The sequence below is a fragment of the Thalassotalea sp. ND16A genome, assembly GCF_000764205.1.
In the GTDB taxonomy this organism is placed as follows: domain Bacteria; phylum Pseudomonadota; class Gammaproteobacteria; order Enterobacterales; family Alteromonadaceae; genus Thalassotalea_A.
Genome location: NZ_JQDZ01000123.1, coordinates 90307 through 110931, shown reverse-complemented (window position 1 = coordinate 110931; position 20625 = coordinate 90307). Strand labels below are relative to the sequence as shown.

13 protein-coding genes are annotated in these 20625 nt (G+C 44.4%); 4 read left to right on the top strand and 9 right to left on the bottom strand.

The window, feature by feature from the left end; translation table 11 throughout:
• Positions 1 to 29 precede the first annotated feature (29 nt).
• The 9 genes from ND16A_RS01280 to pulA all read right to left on the bottom strand — a co-directional run bounded on the left by ND16A_RS01280 (position 30) and on the right by pulA (position 13159).
• Positions 30 to 491, bottom strand: a complete 462-nt coding sequence (locus ND16A_RS01280; RefSeq protein WP_033079246.1) for a DUF523 domain-containing protein — start codon at positions 489 to 491, stop codon at positions 30 to 32.
• Positions 492 to 532: 41 nt separating this feature from the next.
• On the bottom strand, positions 533 to 2284 hold the full coding sequence (locus tag ND16A_RS01285) for a monovalent cation:proton antiporter-2 (CPA2) family protein (protein ID WP_033079245.1): 1752 nt from the start codon (positions 2282 to 2284) through the stop codon (positions 533 to 535).
• 231 nt (positions 2285 to 2515) lie between these two features.
• On the bottom strand, positions 2516 to 3838 hold the full coding sequence (gene deoA, locus ND16A_RS01290) for a thymidine phosphorylase (protein ID WP_033079244.1): 1323 nt from the start codon (positions 3836 to 3838) through the stop codon (positions 2516 to 2518).
• A gap of 117 nt (positions 3839 to 3955) precedes the next feature.
• Complete coding sequence (locus ND16A_RS01295; protein ID WP_052073321.1) at positions 3956 to 4861, bottom strand: spermidine synthase; 906 nt, start codon at positions 4859 to 4861, stop codon at positions 3956 to 3958.
• Positions 4836 to 5468: a fused MFS/spermidine synthase gene (locus tag ND16A_RS01300; protein WP_033079328.1), complete on the bottom strand. Its 633-nt coding sequence runs from the start codon at positions 5466 to 5468 to the stop codon at positions 4836 to 4838. The genes ND16A_RS01295 and ND16A_RS01300 overlap by 26 nt, the downstream gene beginning before the upstream one ends.
• Positions 5469 to 5592: 124 nt before the next feature.
• Positions 5593 to 6609 (bottom strand): LacI family DNA-binding transcriptional regulator, encoded by a 1017-nt coding sequence (locus ND16A_RS01305; protein WP_152593941.1) that lies wholly within the window; start codon positions 6607 to 6609, stop codon positions 5593 to 5595.
• 124 nt (positions 6610 to 6733) lie between these two features.
• On the bottom strand, positions 6734 to 8194 hold the full coding sequence (locus ND16A_RS01310) for an MFS transporter (protein WP_033079327.1): 1461 nt from the start codon (positions 8192 to 8194) through the stop codon (positions 6734 to 6736).
• A gap of 30 nt (positions 8195 to 8224) precedes the next feature.
• Entirely contained in the window at positions 8225 to 10267 is a 2043-nt protein-coding gene (locus tag ND16A_RS01315; protein WP_033079242.1) for a glycoside hydrolase family 97 protein, read from the bottom strand.
• A gap of 15 nt (positions 10268 to 10282) precedes the next feature.
• Positions 10283 to 13159, bottom strand: coding sequence for a pullulanase-type alpha-1,6-glucosidase (pulA, locus tag ND16A_RS01320; RefSeq protein ID WP_052073320.1), 2877 nt, complete (start codon positions 13157 to 13159; stop codon positions 10283 to 10285).
• Positions 13160 to 13528: 369 nt separating this feature from the next.
• On the opposite strand from pulA, the gene ND16A_RS01325 reads away from it, so the two are divergent.
• The 4 genes from ND16A_RS01325 (at position 13529) to ND16A_RS01340 (ending at position 20617) form a co-directional block, all read left to right on the top strand.
• Positions 13529 to 16330: a TonB-dependent receptor gene (locus tag ND16A_RS01325; protein WP_033079241.1), complete on the top strand. Its 2802-nt coding sequence runs from the start codon at positions 13529 to 13531 to the stop codon at positions 16328 to 16330.
• Positions 16331 to 16690: 360 nt separating this feature from the next.
• A complete protein-coding gene (locus tag ND16A_RS01330; RefSeq protein WP_033079240.1) occupies positions 16691 to 18190 on the top strand; it encodes a tryptophan halogenase family protein in 1500 nt (499 codons plus the stop codon).
• A gap of 29 nt (positions 18191 to 18219) precedes the next feature.
• Positions 18220 to 19137 (top strand): aldo/keto reductase, encoded by a 918-nt coding sequence (locus ND16A_RS01335; protein WP_052073319.1) that lies wholly within the window; start codon positions 18220 to 18222, stop codon positions 19135 to 19137.
• Between the two features lie 61 nt (positions 19138 to 19198).
• On the top strand, positions 19199 to 20617 hold the full coding sequence (locus tag ND16A_RS01340) for an MFS transporter (protein WP_033079239.1): 1419 nt from the start codon (positions 19199 to 19201) through the stop codon (positions 20615 to 20617).
• Positions 20618 to 20625: the final 8 nt, after the last annotated feature.

The following is a 20625-nucleotide window of genomic DNA, read 5'->3' as shown; positions in this document are numbered from 1 at the left end:
TCAGGTACAGACCATTATAAATATAAAAATTATGTCTCTTTATTGGCGATGTCTAATATCAGCTCTGCCAGAGTGAGTTCACTATACACTTTAACGCCATTGGCAGTTAACAGTTTAGCCGTAACTCCCATACCCGGTATTTTATTGCCCTGAAAATGGCCATCATAAACTGCACGGCTACCACAGGATGGACTATATTCTTTCAGCAATGCATAGCCTATATGATGTTGCTGGCACAAATTCAGGGCAGCCTCGGCACCTTGCTGAAATGGCTCAGTGACGTTGTTACCAAACTCATCAAATACCTTATCAGCCAGTTGCTCAGCTCTTGGTCTCGGCACAGGTAAACCACCGGTCGTTTCCGGGCAAATTACCACCAACCGTCCCTGTAGTTGCCAGGTCGCAATTTGTGGGTCGATTAAGGTTTTGGTTTTACCGTCAAAACGTACCTTGTTGCCAAGAAAGCAGCTACTGATCAGAATTTTTTGCATCTTTATACCACGTTGATTAACTGTCTACTCATTTTTAATGATTAGTCTTGATGATCCCGTTTAAACAGTGATTCTAGTTCCGCACGCCCCGCTTTACTCACTTTGATGTACTCTTTCATATCAAAATTATTACTACGATAGGATTTGTCCAACAATTCTTCATCATGAACTTTAAACACTTTCACCATATGCTCAGCCCTGGCCTCATCAAATCCAAATTCTTGCAGCACTAATTTCGCCGCGGTCAAACTGCCGTCAAACATTTCCCGAACATTGTCATAAATACCGATGTCACGGTACTTTAAGACACTGAAACGGCTTTTCGCGCGGGCAACAATTTTTATGTGCGGAAAGTGTTCGGTTACCGTTTTGGCAATATCAAAACCATGCTTGTCAGAATCGGCGGCAATAAACATCACCTTCGCATATTCGACCCCAGCCGCTTTTAGTAACTTTAAATTAGTGGCGTCGCCAAAAAAGACTTTATTGCCAAATTGCTTAATAAACTCAATCTGCTCAGCACTATTATCAAGCGCGGTATATGGAATATTATTGGCGGTTAATATGCGGCCGGTAATTTGGCCAAAGCGACCAAAACCGGCAATAATCACTTCCGGCTCAAGCACTTCTGGGGCTGAATCATACTCTGGTTGCTGATGCTGACGGCGAGCCAATTTTTCATAAATAATCACCAACGGCGAAGTCAGTGCCATTGAAATACCCACCACTAACGTTGCTTGCGCGGCTAATTCAGCCGGTATTAAGGCATCATTAACGGCAACATTAAAGATAACAAAAGCAAACTCACCCCCTTGCGACAACATTAACGCCAAGCGTAATGGGTGAGTACCGGGCTGATTATTGAAGTTAAGTAGGGCAAAAATGATTGCCGTTTTAATGGCGACTAAGGTCAAACTTGCGCCCAGTATCAGTAATGGTTGCGCAAACAGTATTTGTAGATCTAAATTCATCCCGATGGCAATAAAAAACAAGCCTAGTAACAAGCCCTTAAACGGTGCAATTTCTACCTCTAGTAAATGTCTAAAAGAGGAGTTAGCCAATAAAATGCCCGCCAAAAATGCGCCTAAGCCCATAGATAATCCGGCCAGCTGCATTACCAATGCCGTCACCATTACAATCAATAACACCGCCGCAGTCATCACTTCTGAGCTACCGTAGTGCGAGACCATTCGTAACAATGGATTGATTAAATAGCGGCCAGAGAACAATACGCCAATAATTACCAGCACGCTAACCCACCATGCCGGGTCTTCACTGTTACTGGCACCGGCAAGAACTGAAATTAATAATAAAATAGGGATCACGGCCAAATCTTGCATTAACAGTATGGAAAAGCCTTTTTGCCCTAACGGTGTTTTCAACAGCTGTTTTTCTTCCATTAGCTGAATGGCGAACGCCGTCGATGATAAAGCCAGGGCCAAGCCAAGCACTAGAGAGATCTTCCAGGAAAAGCTGAAAATTAACGATATCGCGGTTATCGCCACGGTACAAAATAATAATTGTCCGCCACCGATGAATAAAATCATATTGCGCATCCGCAGCAGTTTTTCTGGTTCTAATTCCAGACCGATGACAAATAATAAAAAGACCACTCCGAGTTCGGCAAAGTGTAAAATTTGTTCCGGATCATTGATTAAGCCAAGCACAGATGGGCCAATAAGCAAGCCAGCGGTGAGGTAGCCGAGGATAGCGCCAAGTTTGAAGCGAGTAAAAATTGGTACGGCAATTACTGCGGCACTGAGAAAAATAACACCCGAGGCAATAGCGCTCATGAGAAATCCCTGTTCGGCAAGAAGTCTTTGATTATACGTTATTTTAACCGCACTTGGGCTAAAGGTTAACTCATTTTAAACACTGAAATAGAGTAATTCGCAATTATTTTTTGTAATAATTATCGCAGTGAAGTCAGTCAGGCTTTTGGTCTGGCACTTTTCGCCTCCACAGATGTGGCTAAGCGCTATTTGGCGAAATAATAACAGTCAGCATTCGCAATGGTATTAGATTTACTTCGATGCGCTGATGGTCTCAAAGATCACCGGATTAAAACCTTCACCTTGCTCATTTATCTCAATAGCGGCAACGTATTGATTGCTCGCCATTTCAGCTTGAGCAAGCGAGCGGGCATGCACTCTGGCGATTACATCACCGGTGCTCACTCTCTTGCCAACATGGACAATCGAGTCAAAGCCGACACTGTGATCAACCTCTTGCTCATTGCTCAGTCGGCCACCACCAAGCCTCACCACTGCCATCCCGATATCACGTGTTTGCATTGCACAAATAACACCAGACTTGGGGGCAAAAACATCGATAATCACCTTTGCCGAGGGCAAGTACCTATTGGAACATTCAAATAGATCAGCTGGTCCGCCCATGGCCGCTACCATACGAGCAAATACTTCAGCGGCTTTACCTGACGTTAAGGCATGTTCAACCATTTGTCGGGCCTCGTGGTTATGTTCGGCCAGGCCGGCAGACATTAACATCGAACAAGCTAACGCAGTGACCACGCGATGCAACCTCGATTCGCGCTTATCCCCGCTTAAATAATGCAGAGTTTCGATAATTTCAACGGCATTGCCTGCACTACTACCCAGTACTTGATTCATGTCGGTGATGATCGCCTGAGTATGAACACCAGCACCATTGGCGACGTTGACAATGCTTTGCGCTAACGTTTTCGCTGCCTGCATATCTTGCATCATCGCACCATTGCCCACTTTCACATCCATCACTAAGGCGCCTAGGCCGGCAGATAATTTTTTTGATAATATTGAGGCGGTAATTAGCGGGGTTGATTCGGCGGTGGCAGTAACGTCGCGAATTGCATACAGGCGTTTATCGGCAGGCGCAATATTTCCGGTTTGACCAATAATAGCCATGCCCACATCCTTGACGATAGCTTGGAACTTGGCATTGTCAGGGTGGGCATTAAAGCCAGCTATACTTTCCAGCTTATCAACCGTACCGCCGGTATGGCCTAATCCCCGACCAGAAATCATCGGCACATAAGCACCGTTAGCGGCAACAATTGCCGCCAGCATGAAACTGACTTTATCGCCGACGCCGCCGGTAGAGTGTTTGTCAATTACCGGGCCATCAATATCAGGCCATTGCAGCACATCGCCAGAGTGCATCATCTGCATTGTTAAAGCGACAGTTTCCTCAACGTTCATCCCTTGCTGGACAATAGCCATCGCCATCGCGCCCACTTGTGCATCATTAAAATCGCCATTAACCAAACCATCAACAAAGCTTTGTATTTCTAGCCGATTGAGGGTTAAACCATCACGTTTGTGGCGAATAATTTCTTGCGGTAAGGGCATAGCGATAGCTTACTCGAAATCTTTCGAAGTATATGCATCTGGTAATAATTCAATCGTTGCGGCATGCGATGATTGCAGCAAAATATCTCCTAAATATCGGTCAAAGTTTGAAAGTAATCAGAGTAAATTCGCCGGTGAATATTGATCGGTGAGTACCCGGTAATCAGACTCGACATCTTTCTTCAAGTCCATAAAACTGATCACCTTGAACAATTTTATATTGTAGGTTGCCAACGGTTGAGTCAGCATCTCAACATTGTCACCTATCTCATTTGCTATTGGCATTTTGTTGGGGATGATAATCACTCGATTACCTGAGCTTTGCTCGTTGCGGATTGAATAAAAGTCGCCAAACACCGCATGATAAGTGGCCGATTCATGATGATAAAGTTTACTGCTGGAAAAGGTATTCGCCACCAAAACCCCTTCCTCGGTGAGTAATGATTTCGTTTCTTCTAAAAATTCCTGCGTTAATAAATGTTCAGGAATATATTCGCCATTAAAAGCATCGAGAATAATCAAATCATAACGTTGTTGATTACGTTGCGCCCGTTTGATAAAAATGCGGCCATCTTTGGTATGGCTTTTAACCTTATCGGTTTCTTTGAAATCAAAATAGGTTTTTGCCACCCGCACTACCGCAGGGTCAATTTCGACATTATCAATTTCAATGTCAGGGTAGAGCTCTAATAAACTGTTGGATAAAGTGCCGCCACCTAAGCCGATAATGAGCACCCTGCGCGGGTTGGGGTTGAACACTAAAGATGACATCACATACTTGGTGTAATTAAATACCAGCTGCTGCGGATTGTCTTTATTGATACATGATTGACTGCTGGTTTTGCGCTTTACCGAAAACTTCAAACAACGAACATTGTCTTTATCTTCAACAAAGATATTTCGATACAATGACCGTTCTTCTTTAATGACTTTCGCCTGAATAGTAAAAGACGCACCGATGAACACCGAGAAGGTGAGCAATAGCGCAACATTGAATTTAAGACTGTAGAGGGACTTGTGCATCTTTTACCTCCATTTTATTCACAACCATCGCCATCAAACCAAGAGATATCAATAACAGGCAATAGGTAAAGATAATCGTGTTTACTTCAAACCATAATACCAGATAAAACGAGGTGGCCAGGGTACCCAGTGCCGAGCCTAAAGTGGAAACAAAGTAGAGTACACCCGCTACGTGGCCACTTTCCGCTTCGTTGGTCACTAACAAGCGCACCGAGTACGGCGAGATCATCCCCAAAATAATGGTGGGCACAAAAAATAACAACATAGACGCGGTTAATGAGCCATAGCGCGAGTCTTCAATATTATCAAAAACCAAATCGAGAATAGGGGTGGCGAAATAAGCCAAAGGCAACAGCGTAATGCCCGCAAATAAAAATATTCGGCCATATTTTTGCAATGACGGCCGATGTAAAGACAAGCGGCCACCAAATAAGTAACCCAAAGACAATGAGAGCATAAACACGGTGATGATACTGCCCCACACATGCACGCTTGAGCCGAAATATGGCGCCAAAATGCGCCCGCCTAACAGTTCAATCCCCATAATTGAGAAACCACTGCTAAAAGCAAGAAGATAGATAAAATAGTTATGCCACTGCTTGTTCATACTGTTTATTTTACAGCAATTACATTGACTGGTTAAGCAACCCATGAATGTACTTGCTATTACTGCCGTTATTCATATTATGACACTAACTTAACAGTACCGTCTGGAGTGGGCAACCTAAAGTTTATGAAGAAGATCTTTCGATAAGCTGGCTTTCAATTAACAGCGTAGAAGGTTTGTCGCCGGCGATCAGCTTCAGCAGGTTTTCCACCAATAGTTGTCCGGCCAGCATGGTATCTTGTTTCGCTGTGGTCAGCGGAGGATTGACAAAACTGGCCATCGGAATATCATCAAAGCCAACGACGGCGACATCATCAGGAATGGCCAAACCATGCTCAGTTAATGCTCTAATCGCGCCTACGGCAATCAAATCGCAAGCGGCAAACAAGGCATCAAACTTGGCGCCGGCCGCCAGTAACTCTTTACTGGCCAGATAACCCGCTTCTTCGGTATACAAGGCATCAATTTGTAGGTTTTCATCCACGCTTATGCCCGCATGTTTCAGTGCCGCAGCATGGCCTTTATAACGATCATAAAATTCCGGCGCCCGGCGGGAAGCGGTGCCGATAAAGGCACATTGTTTATGGCCTTTTTGGATTAAATGCTCGGTAAGTTGGTAACCACCATGAAAGTTATCGCAACCAATGGTGGCCACGTCCATATCTTTTACTTCTGCGCCCCAACGAACAAAATGAGTACCTTGCTCATGCAAATGCACCAACTTTTCTTTGTAAGCAACGTAATCACCGTAGCCTAACAAAATAATGCCATCGGCTTTGTTAGTATCTTCAAATTCGGCGTGCCAATCGTTATCCATTTGCTGAAACGAGACTAACAAATCGTAGCCTTTATTCGCACAAGCTCGGGTAATACTGCCCAGCATCGACAGAAAAAATGGATTGATTTGCGAATCATCTGAGGTGGGATCTTCAAATAACAGCAGCGCTAAGGTGTTACTCTGTTGTGAGCGTAAATTACGGGCATTTTTATCGACCTTATAATTGAGTTCTTTGGCGATGGCCTGAATTTTTAGACGCGTTTCCTCATTCACCAGCGGACTATTACGCAGTGCTCGCGACACCGTAGATTGTGAAACACCGGCACGATAGGCGATGTCAAATGAAGTTGCTTTCACGTTAATATACATCTAAAAAATTTCACTTAAAAAAATAGTAACGCAAGATCATAGCAATGTATAGCGGATTAAATGTGCCGCGTTGTGCCAAACTGAAATTTGGCACAACGCACAAGCACGACCGGTTCGCTTAATTTTGCTCTTGATCGTCTTTGACAAAATACACCGAGGCGCTGGCAAACAGCATAGCAACACCGGCCAGCATTATGATGTATATCGCTTCATTATTAAACACGCTACTTAAAATCCAACCCGAAAACAAACCGGAGACAATTTGTGGTGCGGCGATGGTGAAATTGAAAATCCCCATGTATACCCCGGTTTTAGTCGCGGGTAATGACCCGGCCAAAATCGCATAGGGCATCGCCAAAATTGCCGCCCAGGAAATGCCGACGCCGATCATTGGAATAAATAAGTTAACCGCCGCTTGCGGAACGGTAACCGAGGTAATCAATAAGTCAACAACCACTGGCTCTGGGTTATTAAACGCCATAAAACCAAAATAGCCCAATGCCCCGGCGAACAAAGATAATGAATACACTAATTTACGGCCAAACTTATCCGCCAGTTTCGACAACACCACCGAAAATACGGCGGCAAATAACGAGTAAGCGGCAAAGATTATGCCGACCCAGTCACCGGCAGCACCTTTCGCATCAAGGATTGCTTGCGGCACCGTGCCAACTGCATGTAAATAATCTGGGTCAAACCATTTTGCCTCGACTCCCCAAATGTACTGGGTGATTGCCGGCATCGAGTAAACCCACATAATGAACAAGGCAAACCAGGAGAAAAACTGCACGATTGCCAGTTGCTTCATCGTTTGTGGCATGGTTTTCATCAGCCTGAAAAATTCTACCAGCGAGCCTCTAAGCGATTTTTTCTGTTTTTGTTCTTGCGCAATTGCCTGCGCATCGATACCGCGAAACGCATAAAAATCTTCCGGCGGGTGTTCCTTGGTACGAAATACTGTCCACAATACTGAGCCTAACAATACCGTTGCGCCAAGATAAAATGCCCAGGTAACTGATGGCGCAACCTCGCCAACTTTCGCGGTATTTTCTAAACCAACAACATTAGTTAACACAAACGGCAAAATCGAGCCGATAACCGCACCAATATTAATCAATAACGATTGAATCGAATAACCCAGGTTGCGCTGCTTGGCTGGCACCAAATCAGAGACGAGAGAACGAAATGGCTGGAAGCTAACATTGAATGAAGCATCCATTAGCGCCAAAATCATCGCGCCAAATAGCATCGGCGCAATAAAGGCAACAAAAACTCCAGCATTTGGCATTAACACCATACCGATAGCCGCGGCAATGGCACCCGCTAAAATAAACGGTTTACGTCGACCAAATCGATTCCAGGTGCGATCAGACGCCGAACCAACAAGAGGCTGCACAATCAGCCCCATGATTGGTGCCACCAGCCAAAACAGTGACAGTGAATGCAAGTCAGCACCTAAGTCCGACAAAATTCGACTGACATTGGCATTTTGCAGGGCAAAACCAAATTGCACCCCTAAGAAGCCAAAACTGACATTCCATACCTGCCAAAACGATAACTGCGGTTTTTCTTTACTCATCATCAAACTCTTGCTTTCATCTAACATAGTTTAGTCCATTGCCTTAAAGCGAATGGCGGCGCCACCACTTGTTGCCATTTTAATGTTCAGGATATCTTTTGCTGAAACCGTTTTTTGCTCAATCACCAGCTCATAAGGCTTATCTACCCAGTTTGCCTGGTCGCCATCACGATAAATTTCGGCAAGATAACTCTTATCTGCCGCTAAAAAGTCTAATTTAACCTCGATAGTGCGGGCTTGTTCATCCGTTAAAGCGCCTAAATACCAGTCATTGCCATGACGCTCTTGCCGGGCAAAAGCAACATAGTCGCCCACTGCACCCGCCACCGCGATTGAATGTTGCCAATCGGTGGGTACATCCAAAATAAACTGAAATGCAGGTAAGTTGGCTTCGTAATTGCGCGGTAAATCCGCCGCCATCTGGATTGGGCTATACAGCACAACATACAATGCTAACTGCTTGGCTAAGGTCGTTTGTGGTCTGTTGGTATTGGCACCCAAACCATTAAAGTCCATGTTGAATATGCCTGGCGTAAAATCCATCGGCCCGGCTAACATCCGGGTAAATGGCAGCATTGCCGCATGTTCCGGCGGGTTAGGTGGCGTGCCCCAGGCATTGAATTCTTGACCGCGTGCACCTTCACGAGCAATCCAGTTTGGATAAGTACGGCGCAAACCTGTGTCTTTAATTGGTTCATGGGTATTAATACTGATATTTCTTTTCGCCGCCTGTTTAATATTATAGAGATATTCATTCACCATATATTGGCCATCGTGCCATTCATGACGGGCAATGCCATCGTCATCGATACGTTTAATGTTACCGCCATCGGCAACATAGCCGGTTTTCACCTGAGCCACTCCCATGCTTTGGTACAAATCGAGCGCATCCGCCATTTGCCTGCGGTAGTTGCTGACATTACCCGAAGTTTCATGATGACCAACTAATTTTACCCCTACATCTTTACTATGCTGGCTTATCGCATCGATATCAAAGTCGTCATAGGGTTTGGTAAAGTCAAACACATCACCATTAAAGAACCAGTCACCATCCCAGCCGATATTCCAGCCTTCAACTAACACTCCTTTAAAGCCATACTTAGCGGCAAAATCCATGTAACGTTTCACTTCACTGGTGGTTGCACCATGCTGATCGCCACTGCCCCAAGTGGTTTCATTTATGTGCATGCCCCACCAAATACCCACGTATTTGCCCGGTTCAACCCAAGACACATCGCCGAGTTTATTCGGCTCATTGAGGTTTAAAATCAAATCAGAATTTAATAAGCCAACCGCATCTTCGCTCACCTGTATGGTACGCCACGGGCTTTTAAAGTTTGCCGTGGTTTTCACCAAAACACCGTCGGACCAGGGCGCTAAATCCGCTTTCAATACCCCAGGGCGACGCTGGTTTACTGACATACCGGCATAATCGACTAACGCCGCTTCATGAATACTCATATGTACCCCTGAGCCCAAGGTAAAAGTAAATGGCGTATGGGCAATATTAACGTCCTCAAATTCAGTAGTGTCGTAGATGTATTCATAACGATTAAATTGACGCGCCGGGATCCAGTAAGCGGTAGCGTTTTTATAATCTTTAATGGCGAATTCGGTCAGTTCGTTAGTGATTTCTACCTGCGCTAAACCCGGTTGTTTCGGCACTTCGTAACGAAACCCCAGGCCATCGTTAAACACTCGAACTCGTAAGGTGTAAGTATTTACCGTCTCTCTGTTGGCGGCGAACGTTACCTGCAATTCATTATGGTGATCGGTAATGGTTTCACGCTCACCCCAAGGTTGTTGCCATGAGCTGTTCACCGACTGAATCGTCGTTGATGTAATGGCAAAACCCTGGTCAAAATAAGGGCCCGATTTAAACACCATACCCAAACGAGAAGGTTCAATCACTTGTTCGCCATTAAAACTAACGCTGTACTTGGGCGCCTCAGCTACATCGTTTATGGTGAAACTTAACTTGCCATCAGGAGAGGCAACGGTGACTTCTTTTGCCGTCAGTAAAAAACTGCTTAGCGACAACGCCAGTAGCGTAACTTTAACTAAAATCTTCATATTTTTCTCAACCTTCTATTTTTTGACAAACACAGCAGTGCTGAATTTATTAACGCTAAAACCAAAATCTCCGATGTCATTCTTACCTACGTCATTACTGGCCGTTAATGGATCAGAACTTGCCAGCTGCAATGGGTGTAAGCTAAAACCAGCTGCCGCTGGATAAGCAAAATGTTGTGGTTTGGCTGAACTGTTGAATAGCACTACGATTTGCTCATAGTGTTGCTCCACTTGCTCAGAATCTTTATCGGTATTGGTATTGGTATTCTTTTCGGGATTCGTATTGTTATCAGTATTAGAATCGGAATTAGTATCGGTAAGATTCATCACAATCAGACCTAACTGCTGATTTTTACCGGTATTTAAAAATTGTACCTGCTCCTTGATGGCGTCGCTTGTGGTTAAGCGAAACAGCTTTGAAGTCATGCGAATTTGTAAAAACTCAAGAAAACGATCGCGACTAAAACGGATATGTTCTGCGGTTACCCTATCACGGCCAGCATTGTTACTGACAATCTCGCCGATCAACTGCCAGTTCTGTTGGTCTTTCTCTTTTGGTGGCAAACCGACATGGTAATTATTGGTTTGCATACTAAAGTCGACTTTATTGAACCAGTCACCATAATCATAGCTGTCACGTAAATAAGACTTTGAACGCAGCAATTCAGAGCCCATATGGATAAACGGAATGCCTTGCGCCATTAACGGGTAAGACAAACTCAAGGCATGCATTCTAACCCGGTCATCAATAGTTAAACGAAAAGCATTACGATATTGGTTATTATCCCAAAGCGTTTGATTATCGTGTTTCGACACATAATTAATGGTGTCGGCAGGATCTAGAGCATAGCCGGTTGGTTGCTCACCATAAGGAATGTCTTTGCCGGTCACCTTTTCTCCGGCGGCATTTTCAATAGGGAAATGTTGCAAATTACCGGCTAAACCAACACGCAGTTGATCGGCCAGTAATTGGTAGTTTGCCTGGCTGTCGGCACTGCTGCGCAATTCATTGGGCACGGTATATAAACCATTGCCTATGCCTTGGGCTTTACGAATACCATCACCGGATGCCATCATACCCGCACCACGAACGGCATCACGCATTCGGTCGGTAAAGGTACCAATTTCGCTGCCGCCAAGTTCTAACTGACTGGCCTGCACGAAGCGCTGGTTATTGGCCACTTCACCAAAATTCCAGCCTTCACCATAAAAATAGCTGTCCGGGTCTACGGCTAATACCGCCGCTCTTGCCGCCAACATCACGGCTTTTGGCTGGTGCGCCATTAAATCAAAGCGAAAACCGTCAATTTTATAATCTTGTGCCCACACCACTAAGGAGTCGGTCATCAATTTCGCCATCATTTTGCGTTCGGTGGCGGTGTTATCACAACAGGTTGATTGCTCAATTAAGCCGGTAACCGGGTGCAGGCGCTGGTAATAACCTGGGACTATTTTATCCAAAACGGAGGTCCTTGCCATGCCTGCCTGGTGGGTGTGGTTATACACCACATCCATGATCACCCGAAAGCCGAGGTTATGGAGGTTTTGTACCATTTCCCGAAACTCAATTATGCGGGCAGTACCTTCGGGGTTTTGCGCATAACTGCCTTCCGGCACGGTGTAATGAAACGGGTCATAGCCCCAGTTGTAATCATCAAATGTTCGAGTTTGACTCACCAATTGCTGAGCCTTAGAACCATTGGCATCATAACTTTCGAGTATCTCTGCCAAGGATTTATCTTGGTTTTCTGTTTGCTGACACAACTCATGCGTTGCAATGATGGTGCATAACTTCGCCACAGTGTCGGTTAAGGCCAAGCGCTGGCTGGTATCTTCATTGACCGTTCCAATATCAAACGTTGGCAATAAATGAATATTATTTAAGCCTGCCGCTTTTAACGTTTTTAAATGTTTGATACCGCTACTGTCTGTTTGTGCAAACGCTTTGTATTTGCCTTTAACATTTTTCGTTGTTATCGAATTATCACTGCCACTAAAGTCGCGAATATGCAGCTCATAAAACACATTGTCTTCAACATCGGCCACCACCGGAATCGTTTGACTGTCCCAGCCTTTTGGCTTGGTTGAGCGATGATTTAAATTTATCACTTGTGAGTACTCACTATTCACCGATAAACTTAAACTGTATGGGTCTGTGGTAATTAAAGTTTCAACCTTCTGGCTTGCCGGGTGATATACTTGCACTTTAAACTGGTAATAGCTGCCGAGTAATGATTCGTTAAAGTTTGCTTGCCACACCCCGGTATGCTGATTTTGCTCTAAGGCCACTTCGGCTAACGGCTGTTGAGTTTTATCCTGGTTAAATAATAATACGGATACTTGCTTTGCTGTTGGCGCCCACAACTTAAATTGCGTAGTTTGTGCGGTAATTGTCGCACCCAGATCAGGTACTTCATCGGCATCGGTTACGCCACGGGTAAAAAGATCATCAATGACATTGCCGGTTTGCACTTTGGTTAAGCTGACCAGCTGCTGTTCATCGTTAACGCCGGCAATAAACAACGGCCCTTTAAGCAAGGTTTTTGCCAGCATTTGAGCGGGCTTTGTAATGCTGTTGGCAAAACTCAACGCTTGGCCGGTTTCAAGTAGATGGCCAAATTTAGCACCTTGTTCGTCACTCAATTGCGAACGTTTAAGGGAGAAGCTAGTTGTTGAGTTGTCAGCTAAATTGTTTTTTGAAATTAAAAAGTAATTTAGCTGTGGATTCATTTCAGCATGCAAATAAAAAGTATCGGCTGCCAACCAGTGTCCGGCAGAAGTGCTGGCCAGTTGGCGAATACTGTCTGAGCTAACGTCAATAGTTACAGGTTCGGATGGCGAGCATGCCAACAGTAAGATAGATAAAAAAGGTGCTGCAAGTTTCTGATTCATAATGTAACCAAGTGGTGACCAAAACGTTTAAATGAAATGAAATTTAAGTTGCGACAAGCATGATACAAGCGAATACAATAAGCAATTACATACGTATTCAGAAATTATTCAGTGTGTTTTTTGACCAAGGGTCACACTGTAAGCCACTGTATATAAAGAGTTTCTCGTTGTTTTGTTAAATTGTTGTTACGTCAACGTCGGATTTCTCTGCATATTGATGAATACGTATGCAAGTCATTCTCTTTGTACCGGTTTGTAATTAACATAATGGTTATCCGCTTAACGTGGGTTTCATGTTAATCAACATATACCTTGGACAGGACGACCAAGAGATAATAAATAGAATGGACGCATGGGGAGATATACAATATGTTAAATTTTAAACCTAGCAAACTGACCGTAGCACTTCTATCGAGTGGTCTGTTATCAATGAGCTCTATCGCCTTTGCCGCTGAAGACGCAACAACGACAGAACAAGCTGACGAAGAAGTTGAAGTTATTGAAGTAACCGGCTTTCGTCGCAGCTTAATCGAGTCAATGAATGTTAAACGCTATTCATCTAGCGTTGTCGAAGCCCTCTCAGCCGAAGATATTGGTAAATTACCCGATTCTTCAATCGCCGAGTCCATTGCCCGCTTACCAGGTCTTACTGCACAACGTCTTGACGGTCGTGCCAGTAAAGTCAGTATTCGTGGTTTTGGTGAGAACGAAAGTGCCACAACCTTCAATGGTCGTGAGCAAGTATCAATTGGCGATAATCGTGGTGTTGAGTTTGATTTATATCCCTCAGAAATCATGAGCGGCGTCACCGTTTATAAAACCCCTGATGCCACCATTGAAGGTGAAGGTATCGCCGGTGTTGTCGATTTACAAACCGTCCGCCCTTTAAGCCTTAATGATCGCGTTATTCAGTTTAACGGTACTTATGAAGAAACCAGCTTTGATGAATTAAACCCGGATGCCGACAATAATGGCTTCCGTGGCACATTTTCCTACATGGATAAATTCGCCGATGATACCGTTGGTGTTGCCATCGCAATTTCTACCATGAGCTCGCCCAATCAGGAAAAACGTTGGAATGCCTGGGGTTACCCTGAGGTTAGCAATGACAGTGGCGAGTCTTTCTCAATTTTAGGTGGTGCCAAACCTTTCGTACGTTCTTCAATGCTAGAACGTGACACCGTAATGGGAGTGCTTGAATTTGCTCCTACTGATGATTTGCACTTTACCTTTGACGCCTTATACATAGATTATAGAGATGAAAAAATATTACGTGGCATCGAAGTGCCGTTTGCCTGGGGACAAGGTTCAATCTCGGCTGATAACGCGACCTTTGATCCTGAAACAGGTTTTGTCACCAGCGCACTCACTGAAGGTCAACGCGTAGTTGTACGTAACGACTATGAAGAGAAAGAAGCCGAGTTAACCTCGTTTGGCTTTAATGGCGAATACGATGTCAATGACAACTGGTCTCTAGAATTTGATGCAAGTTATTCAAAAGTGGAACGTCAAATTTGGTCTTTAGAAAGTTACGCCGGAACTGGCCGCGGTGACAGCCGTGGTGTTGCAGATAATATCGGTTATACCTTTGACGGTGGCAATACCGGTGCACAATTTAGTCACGAATTAGATTACTCCGATTTTAACTTAATCCAGTTGGGTGGCCCATTATCTTGGGGTTGGAGTTCTGCGCTTAACGAAAAGTACGGTATCACCGGCACAGAATATGAAAATCAGGCGCAAGATGGTTTCTTAAACACACCATCAATAGACGATGAGTTAACGGCATTAAAATTTGCCGCAACACAAGCTCTTGACAATGAGTACGTGAGTGCCATTACCTACGGTGTGTCTTACAAAGAGCGTGAAAAGACAAAATTTTCTGATGGTGATTACATGACGGTTTCGTCGTTCTCGTTAGAAAACCCGGGAATGTTATCGGTACCAGAAGAGTACCGTTTAGGCAGCGCCAATTTAGATTTCATCGGCATGGGCGATATGATCGCTTATGACGTGCGTGGCTTAATGAAGGATGGCTACTACGATCTGCTTTCTGAAAAATTAACCGGCGCCCAACACCAAACTAAGTCTTGGACGGTGAAAGAAGAAATTCTTGCCTTATTTGTGAAAGCAGATATCGATATGGAAGTTGGCGGATACCCTTTAACCGGTAATGTTGGTGTACGTTATGTACAAACCGATCAATCTTCGCAAGGCAGTGCTTTTAACCCTGCCGATGGTGTGGTCGCTACCAGCCCAACAGATATCAGTCACGATTACTCACATCTATTGCCAAGCTTGAACTTGTCATTAGCCATTGATGATAGCCAAACGATTCGTTTTGGCGCAGCGAAAACCATATCTCGTGCTCAGCAGAGTGATATGAATGCCTCTGTTCAAACGACTTACAGTGAAATACCAAATAATGAAGGCTATAACTGGACGGTCAGTGGTGGTAACCCTGAACTTGAGCCGAAAGAAGCATTTGGTTTAGATTTAACGTACTCAAACTACTACTCCGCTGAAGGTTACTTCTCGGTGGCGTTATTCCATAAAGACCTGAGCCAATGGATTTTCAACGGAACTTATGAAATTGATTTAACCGGTGTCGCCGATCCTATTTCTGGTGAAATCCCTGAGAATCCAAAGGGTTCTGGCTCAGGCCAAGTGAATGGTGGAGATGGTTCTCTTTGGGGTTATGAGCTCTCTGTAGCATTACCGTTTAATGTATTTAGCGACAGCCTGGATGGCTTTGGTTTAATTGCCAGCTACACCGGTGTTGAATCTGATTTTAAAGATCAAAACGGTAACGATTATGAACTTCCTGGCTTATCAGAAAATATTGCCAACGTAACCGCATACTACGAAAAACATGGCTTGCAAATTCGTGCCAGCATGCGCCATCGTGGCGACTTTAAAGGCGACGTTTACGGCATCGGCTTCGATTCTCAACAAGTAGATATCTTAGGCGAAACCATCATCGATGCGCAAATTGGTTACGACTTCGGTGAAGCCGGATTCAAATCGCTGGAAGGCCTGTCAATCTTCCTACAAGCTTATAACCTTACCGAAGAGCCTTTCACGACGTTATCTGGCGACAACAGTCTACAAGTACGTGACTACCAGGATTACGGTAGAACCTACTTATTAGGTTTCAGCTACAAGCTGTAATCCACTGATGTAGTTCTATTTAAGCCCTTGTAATAACATCATTGCAGGGGCTTTTTTGCACATGGATGTGCTTATACCCGCCAGGCAGGAGGCCTTTTAAGGGTGATTGTTTTAAGCTTCGAGCAACTAGCTACTGGCCACGGGCTGTGTATTTGATGAATTCACCTATCGTGTAACAATACGAATGCTGCCAGAAGCCCGTAGCCAGAAGCTATTAATGTTTTCTACTTATACCCTGCAGGCAGGACGCCTTGAAAGAGGGTATCCATTCAATAAACTATTTAAACTCAAATGGTTGAGTTAAAGTAAATTATTGAATGAATATAGCCGACAATTTAAAGCGGCAGTTAAGGTGTGATTATGAATCAAGATAAAATTCAAAATGTGGTAATTGTCGGTGGCGGTACCGCTGGTTGGGTAACTGCAGCTTTGCTTTCACGGGTATTAGGTAAAACCTTAAATATCACCCTGGTTGAATCGGAGCAAATTGCTACTGTCGGCGTTGGCGAAGCGACCATTCCACCGATCATCACCATCAACAATGCTCTTGGCATTACTGAAAAAGAATTTATCAATGCCACTTCTGCCACCATTAAACTTGGCATTGAGTTTGAAAACTGGAAACAGCAGGGCGATAGCTACATGCACGCTTTCGGCGGCATCGGCAAAAACTTTCCATTTTGTGACTTTTATCATTACTGGCTGAAAGCCAAAGAGCTGGGCGATAAATCCGATTTTTGGGATTTTTCGCTGAACTATCAAGCCGCCAAACACAACAAGTTTTCAAAAGCGGCAAAAATTGAAGGCACCAATCTGCCTGGGCTGACTTATGCCTATCATTTTGATGCCGGCTTGTACGCTCAATTTCTGCGTAAATTCAGCGAAGCCAAAGGGGTTAAACGCATTGAAGGCATGGTCTGCAAAGTCAATCTCAATGACGACAATGGTTATGTGGATTCGATTGAGCTCAAAGATGGCAATATTATTCGCGGTGATTTATTTGTCGATTGTACCGGTCTTGCCGGATTATTAATTGAGAAAGCGTTAAACACCGGTTATGTCGACTGGTCGCACTGGCTGCCTTGTGATCGCGCCATGGCCATCCCCTGCGAATCGGTTACGCCAATTAGCCCATACACTAAATCGATTGCTCATGACAGTGGCTGGCAATGGCGCATTCCGCTGCAGCATCGCATCGGTAACGGTTTAGTCTATTCGAGCAAATACATGAGTGATCAGCAGGCAAAACAGTTATTGCTAAATAATCTCGATGGCAAGCCGTTAGCGGAGCCGAAAATCATTCCATTTAGAACCGGTAGACGTCGTAAGCAATGGCATAAAAACGTGGTCAGTATTGGTTTATCCAGTGGATTTTTGGAGCCATTAGAATCGACCAGTATCCACTTGATCCAAACCGCAGCAATTCGCTTGATCAAGTTATTCCCACATAACGGCATTAAAGCCAATGAAGTGGTGGAATTTAACCGTCAGGCGAAAATTGAAATCGAACAAATACGCGATTTCATCATCTTGCACTACAAAGTTAACGAGCGCGAAGACAGCCAGTTTTGGCGTGAATGCCAACGCATGGATATTCCAGAAAGTCTGCAGCGCAAAATTGAATTATTTAGAAGCACAGGAAAACTATTCCGCGAGCAAGATGACCTGTTTACCGAAATTGCCTGGCAACAAGTATTAATTGGCCAGGGCATTATGCCCGAAGATCATCACGCGTTAGCCGATGCGTTAACCGATCAACAAATTACTGAGCTGATGCAAAACTTGAAAATTCTTATCGATCGCAGTGTGGATAACATGCCGGGTCATGATGATTTCATCAACCGCACAAAAGCTATGTAACGTAAATAAAATTAGAAGAAAAAGACAAAATGAAAACAATACAAATTGGCAATATTAACTCACCGTCCTCACGCCTGATTTACGGCTGCATGCGCATTAATGGTGATAATTCAGCGACGGCAATACAGCAGGGCAAAAATGCCATTCGCAGTGCCATTGATGCCGGCTATAATCATTTTGACCACGCCGATATTTATGGCGGCGGCGAATGTGAACGCATTTTTGGTCAAGTATTAAAAGAAAGCCCTGAACTACGCCAACAATTAATAATCACCTCGAAAGCCGGCATACGTTTTGCCAACACACCAAGCATTGGCGATGTCGGTCGTTATGACTTCTCCAAAGATTATCTCATTAATCAAGTAGAAGGTTCATTAGAGCGCTTAAACGTTGAAGCCTTAGATTTGTTTTTGTTACATCGTCCAGATTACCTATTTGATCCTAACGAAGTAGCAGAGACGTTTGAACAGCTTAAACGCCAGGGCAAAGTTAAGAATTTTGGTGTCAGCAACTTTAGTCCATCTCAGGTTAGCCTTTTACAATCTGCCACCACTGAAAAGTTAATGGCGAATCAAGTTGAAATCAATATTCATAACATCAGCTCATTTACCGATGGCACGCTTGATCAATGTTTACAACATAACATTACGCCGATGGCATGGTGCCCAATCGCCACAGTGGTATACGAAGCATGGGGCAATACGTTTAGTGATGAAGATCATGCCCGTATTCATCGAGAGTTTGCACGCCAGGCACAAATTTATGACTGCGAAAAATGGATAATTGCCTTTGCCTGGTTATTAAAACACCCAGCCAATATTTGCCCAATCGTTGGTACTACCAATCCACAGCGCATCCTTGCTGCCAAACAAGCGTTAGAGCTAAATTACAGCCGTGAGGACTGGTACCGCTTGCTCGAAGCCAGAAATGGCCAGCCAGTGCCCTAACGACAAGCAGATTACTACAAGCAAACAACGCCTTTCCCTAATTTAGCATTAAGAGAATTTTATGTTAGCAATTCAACAAAATCTAAGTAAGCGTTTTTACATGTTACTTAGTCTACCGGCCACTGCGATGGGCTTTGCCCTTTCGGTGCAAATTTCTGCGCTTAGCTGGATTTTAACCACCCAGTATGGTCTCGATATTCACGAAGTGGGCTTAGTCTGGGCGGCAGGCCCCATTGCTGGCATTTTAGGGCAAGTGATCGTTGGCATTATTTCCGATAACGTTTGGTTTTGGCACGGTCGCCGCCGACCCTTTATTCTCATCGGCGGGGTGCTTGCAGGGTTAATGTTACTGGCGCTGCCAAGTATTGATATTGTTTCTGCCAGCCTTGGCATTGAAGGCATACTCGCCGTGGCCATTGCCATTGCCTTAACCTTGGATTTATCGATCAACATCAGCTTTAACCCCACCCGCGCAATTATTGCCGATGTCACCCCTGAAGGCGATGAACGCACTAAAGGTTATACCTGGATGCAAACCATCTCAGGCAGCTTTGGCGTATTGGCCTATGCGATAGGGGCTGTTTGGGGTAACTATGTATTGATCTACTTTGGTGCGGCATTGGTGTTAATGTTATCCATCTTGCCACCATTTTTTATCCGCGAACCCAAACAGTTAGCACAAACCGAAACCGCGACTGAACCATCGTTATCTTTTAGCGACATTCTGATCAACATTAAGCCGCTATGGGGTTTTATCATTTACGATATCTATGCCATGGCCAGACAACTTAGCGGTATTGAGGTCAATCACTACTACATCGAATTAATTTGTGCGCTGCTGACTCTATTCTTTATCTGGCAGACCATCGGCGCCAGTGAGGATAACAAAAGCGAGCAGGAAGCAGGCTTAATCGGCTTTCGTAAAATACTCGCCGCCCATTCCTTTAGCTGGATTGGCATCCAAACCATGTTCGTGTTTATCTTTGCTTTTTTGCAAGACAAAATGGCCACCATTAGTGACGATGAACTCGGCAAAATTATCTCCGTCAGTTTTTTGATACTCAGTGCCGTTTCGGCAATTTTACCGGCAACGGTATTAGAACCCCTGGCGAAGAAAGTGGGCCGGGTAAAAGTGCATACCTGCTGTATTGCATCGATGGCGGTTGGTTATTTTGCTGTCGCACTGCTTGGCAGTTCTGAATACACGCTTTACCTGCTTATGGCGCTGTTAGGTGTTGGTTGGTCGTCGGTGATCAGTTTGGTGTTTGCCATCATGTCGGAAAAAATCGATCAGAACAAAATGGGCATGTACATGGGCTTATTCAACCTTTCGGTAGTGGTGCCGCAATTATTGGTGAGCTTAGGTATTGGCTTGTTTATCTCCCAAACCGAGGATAAAAGCGCAATATTTATCCTATGTGGTATTGCCTTAACCCTGTCGGCAATTTGCTGGAGCCGGGTAAAAGAGCATTTAAAATAAGCTGCCAC